This is a genomic window from Pseudoxanthobacter sp. (genome assembly GCF_036822375.1).
In the GTDB taxonomy this organism is placed as follows: Bacteria; Pseudomonadota; Alphaproteobacteria; order Rhizobiales; family Segnochrobactraceae; genus Pseudoxanthobacter.
This window is the reverse complement of the sequence record NZ_DAISHT010000253.1, coordinates 1-4,462: the sequence shown is the minus strand read 5'-3', so window position 1 is coordinate 4,462 and position 4,462 is coordinate 1. Positions and strand designations below refer to the sequence as shown.

4 protein-coding genes are annotated in these 4,462 nt (G+C 66.5%); all 4 read right to left on the bottom strand.

Going from position 1 to position 4,462, the window contains the following annotated elements; genetic code table 11:
• Positions 1–97 precede the first annotated feature (97 nt).
• The gene (locus V7067_RS15885) at positions 98–1,114 is read right to left on the bottom strand and encodes an ABC transporter permease (RefSeq protein ID WP_334176877.1); all 1,017 of its coding nucleotides are present in this window, start codon (positions 1,112–1,114) and stop codon (positions 98–100) included.
• Positions 1,107–2,123: an ABC transporter permease gene (locus tag V7067_RS15880; RefSeq protein ID WP_334176876.1), complete on the bottom strand. Its 1,017-nt coding sequence runs from the start codon at positions 2,121–2,123 to the stop codon at positions 1,107–1,109. Before V7067_RS15880 ends, V7067_RS15885 begins: the two co-directional genes overlap by 8 nt.
• Positions 2,120–3,697, bottom strand: coding sequence for a sugar ABC transporter ATP-binding protein (locus V7067_RS15875; RefSeq protein ID WP_334176875.1), 1,578 nt, complete (start codon positions 3,695–3,697; stop codon positions 2,120–2,122). Before V7067_RS15875 ends, V7067_RS15880 begins: the two co-directional genes overlap by 4 nt.
• A 153-nt stretch (positions 3,698–3,850) precedes the next feature.
• Positions 3,851–4,462 (bottom strand): substrate-binding domain-containing protein (locus V7067_RS15870; protein WP_334176874.1); only part of this gene is annotated, 612 nt, incomplete at its 5' end.

The following is a 4,462-nucleotide window of genomic DNA, read 5'->3' as shown; positions in this document are numbered from 1 at the left end:
AGCGAATTCGGCAATACGGGGGTCGTCACGGAAATTCTTCCTCTGCTTGCGACCGCAAGGCGGTGCGCCTGCCGCGAAGACGCGGATTGAAGCAACCTCAGGAGCGGATGGAGGGACGCAGCCGGTCCAGCACCACGCCGGCGATAACGATGAAGCCGAGCACGATCATCTGCACATAGCCGTCGATGCGGGTCAGGTTCATGCCGTTGGAGAGCACCGTCACGAACAGCGCGCCCAGCACCGCGGCACCCACGCCGCCGCGCCCACCGGCGAGGCTGACGCCGCCCACCACCGCCGCCGCGATCGACTGCAGTGACAGCACGCCGCCGAGGTTGGGTTCGCCGGAGCCGGTGCGCGCCGTCAGCATCATGGCGCCGATGGCACTGAGCACGGAACTCAGCACATAGGCCGCCACCATAACGCGGCCGGTGGCAATGCCGGCCACCGTCGCCGCCCGGGCGTTGGTGCCGATGATATAGAGCGCGCGGCCGAACACCGTGTAACGCAGCACCAATGCCAGGGCGATGGCGATCAGCACCGCGATGACGATGGCAACCGGCACGCCGGCAAGGCTGGCGCCGTAGAACCCGGTCGAATAATCCGCCGGCACCCCCTGCACCGGCTTGCCGCCGGAAATGGTGGTCGCGATGCCGGTGCAGATATTGTAGCTGCCGAGCGTTGCGACGAACGGATTGACCCTGAGACCGGCAATCGTCAGACCGTTGAAGAGCCCGACGCCGATGCCGAACAGCAGGCCGACGCCGATGCCGGCGAACACGATTTCCAGCCCCGCACCGCCCGGTGCACCGCCCGACAGCGTCATCATGGTGAGGGCGGTGGCGACCGAAACCATGGAAACGGTCGGGCCGAGCGACAGGTCGAAGCCGCGGGTGAGCAGCACCACCATCTGCGCCATCGAGAAGATGGCGAGATAGCTGGCCTGCTGCAGGATGTTCAGCAGGTTGCCGGTGGTCAGCACCTGACCGTCGGCCATGCCGAAGCCGATCAGCAGCAGCACCAGCGCCGCCGGCAGGATGAAAGGAAAGATCTGCGCCATCAGGCTGACAGGGCGCGCCGACACCGCGGTCGCCGTCGGGTTGTTCGCCTCAGCCACGGTTCCGCCTCCTCAGGCTCACTTCATCGATTGCAACGGCCGCCACCATGATCAGGCCCAGAATGATGAGCTGGATCTTGCTGTCGACGCGCAGGAGATTGAGGGAATTGGTGAGAATGGTCAGGAACAGCGCGCTGATCAGCACCCGTTCCAGCCGCCCCACGCCGCCGCGCAGGCTGACGCCGCCGATCACCGCTGCCGCAATGGTCTGCAGCATCATGCGGTCGCCGCCGAGGCTCGCCTGACCGGACCCGATCTGGGCCGTCAGCAGCAGGCTCGTCACCGCCGCCAGAACGCCGGAGATGACATAAGTGACAATCACATAGGGCCGCGTGGAAATGCCGGAGACGACGGCCGCATGGGTGTTGCCGCCGATGGCGTAGAGATAGCGGCCGAGCAGCGTGCGGCGCTGGACGAAGATCATCAGCGCCACGATGGCGAGCGCCACATAGACCGTGACCGGAATGCCGAACCACAGCCCGCGGCCGAAGCTCTTCACGAATTCCGCCGGCATGCCATAGACCGGAATGCCGCTCGTCAGCATCAGCGCCAGCCCCATCGTGGCCGACATGGTGCCGAGGGTGACGATGAAGCCCGGCACCTTCAGCACGGCCACGCACAGCCCGTTGACGAGGCCGACGAGGCCGCCGCAGGCAAGCCCGGCAACGATGCCGATCATGGAGATCGCCACCACCTCGCCCGGCATCAGCGCCGCGGCGATGCCCATCGCCTTGGCGGTGATCACGCTGGCCAGCGCAATGATGGCCCCGACCGACAGGTCGAACCCGCCGATGATGAGCACCAGCGCCTGTCCGCTGGCAACCACCGCCAGCAGCGCCGTGGTGCGCACGATGTTGACGACATTGCCGCTGCCATAGAACCGCGGTTCGGCAATCGACATCAGCAGGATCATGATGACGATGAGGACCGGCAGTAGGCCGATGCGGGCCATGAGCTGCGAGAGTCCGGGCGTCGCCGGCCGGCCGGCGGCCACAGTGGGGGCGCTCATTGTGCGGCCTCCGCGTTCTTCTCCGCCTCTTCCTCGCGGAAGAAGCTCGCCAGAATATTCTGTTCGCTGATGTCCTCGCCGGCGAATTCCGCGGCGATACGGCCGTGATGCATCACATAGACCCGGTTGGAGAGGTGAATGACCTCCTGCAGGTCCGACGACACCACGATCACCGCTGCGCCCTGCTCCACCAGCGCCTTCATGAAGTCGTAGACCTCGCGCTTGGCGCCGACGTCGATGCCCACGGTCGGCTCGTCGAACAGGAAGATGCGGATGTCGCGCGTCAGGCCGCGGCCGAGCATCACCTTCTGGCGGTTGCCGCCGGACAGGTTGCCGACGGCGCGTTCGATATCCGGCGGGCGCAGCTTGAGCCGCTCCATCGCGGCGCGGATGGCACTGCGCTCGGCCGGCAGACGCAGGATGCCGAAACGGGCGAACGACGGCAGGTCGAGCGCCGACATCGAGGCGTTTTCGCGGATCGGCCGGGTCAGTGCCAGTCCCTCCGCGCCGCGGTCGGCCGGGAAATAGGCGACCCCGCGGCTGAGGCTGGCACGCGGCGCCGGCGCATCCACCGGAATGCCGCCGATGCGGATGGTGCCGTCGGAAATGGCCGCCAGCCCGTAGACCGCGCGCACCACCTCCGACTTGCCGCAGCCGACGAGGCCGGCAATGCCGGTGATCTCGCCGGCGCAGGCGTGGAGGTTGACACCGCGCACGCTGCCGTCGGCCACCGACAGGGCTTCCACATCGACGAGGATTTCGCCGGGCTTGTGTTCGATCTCGGGGAACATCACGTCGAGCTTGCGCCCGGTCATGAGTTCGATCAGGTCGTTGTCGCTGACGCTGTCGGCCTGCACCGTCTTCACGAAGCGGCCGTCGCGCAGCACCGTGATGCGGTCGGCCAGCGCGCGGATTTCCGGCATGCGGTGGGAAACGTAGATGATGCCGACGCCGCTCGCCTTGAGGCGCGCGATGAGCGCGAACAGCCGCTCCGTCTCGCGCTCAGTCAGCGAGGCGGTCGGCTCGTCGAGAATGAGCAGGCGCACATTGGTGAGCAGCGCCTTGGCGATCTCCACCATCTGCTGGTGGGCACGCGACAGTGTGCCGGTCTCGCGGTCGGGATCGAGGCCGAAGCCCAGTTCGTCGAACAGTTCGGTCGCCCGGCGGCGCATGGCGCGGGCATCCGTCAGACCCAGCGAGGCAAGTTCGCGGCCGAGAAACAGGTTCTCCACCACGGTCAGGCTCGGCACCAGCGAGAATTCCTGAAACACCGGGCTGATGCCGAGGCCGCGCGCCTTGTAGGGCGTCAGACCCTTCATCTCGGTGCCGGCGAAGTGGAACGTGCCCTCGTCCGGCCCGAACGTGCCGGCGATGATGTTGATCAGCGTCGATTTGCCGGCCCCGTTCTCACCGAACAGCACATGCACTTCGCCGGCCCGCACATCGAGGCTGACATCCTGCAGCGCGACGACGCCGGGGAAACGCTTGGTGATGGCCTGCATCACGAGAAGTTCGGCCCCGGTCTGCGGGGCGGACGACGGACTCTGATCCGGTTCGGCAGTGCGCACGGACATCGGCAGGGCTCCCGGAGCACGATGCAGCCGCGCCCAAGGGGGGAGAGGGCCGCCGCATCCTGCTCGACTGATTGATGGCGATGCGATCTTGTTCCTGCTGCTCCGGCCGCCGCATCAAGGGGGGAGGATGCGGCGGCCGGACAGCGCCAGGCCTTACGGCTTCACGCTGTAGACAGGCTTCCAGTCGGCCGGAGCCAGAACCAGGCTCATGTTGACGTCCTTGGCATTCGCCTCCGAAATCATGACGGGAATGGGCTTCACGAACGGCATGACCGGCTTCTTTTCCAGCACCCGCACGGTCTGGTCCATGGCCACGCGGCCTTCCAGAACCGGGAACTGAGTGGCGAAGCCCATGATGTCGCCGCGGTTCAGGGCATCGAGCAGAGCCTGATTTTCATAGGACGAAATGATCTTGATCTCGCCCTGCTTGCCGGCCTCGGCAACCGCACCGATGGCGGCTTCCGCGGTCGGGGCCGAACCCCAGATCACGTTCATGTTCGGATAGGCCTGCAGCGCATCCTGAATGAGCTGGAGCTGAATGGCGACGCCGGTGTCGCCGAACTTCTCGCCCAGCACCTTCACCTTGGAGCCGGTCAGGGCTTCCTTGAAGCCGTCGTTGAAGGACTCAGCCCAGCCCGAGCCGGCCGGTCCCGGGAAGGTGACGACCTCGGCGCTCTCGCCGTTCAGGTTCTCCACCAGCGCCTTGCCGGTCATGCCGCCCATGGTCTTGAAATCGGCATAGATCATGGCCGGCAGCTTGCCGGC

What these genes read in the sequence shown, in the direction of transcription:
- V7067_RS15880 (WP_334176876.1), bottom strand. Translation starts at nt 2,123, where the DNA reads ATGAGCGCCCCCACTGTGGCCGCCGGCCGGCCGGCGACGCCCGGACTC.
- V7067_RS15875 (WP_334176875.1), bottom strand. Translation starts at nt 3,697, where the DNA reads ATGTCCGTGCGCACTGCCGAACCGGATCAGAGTCCGTCGTCCGCCCCG.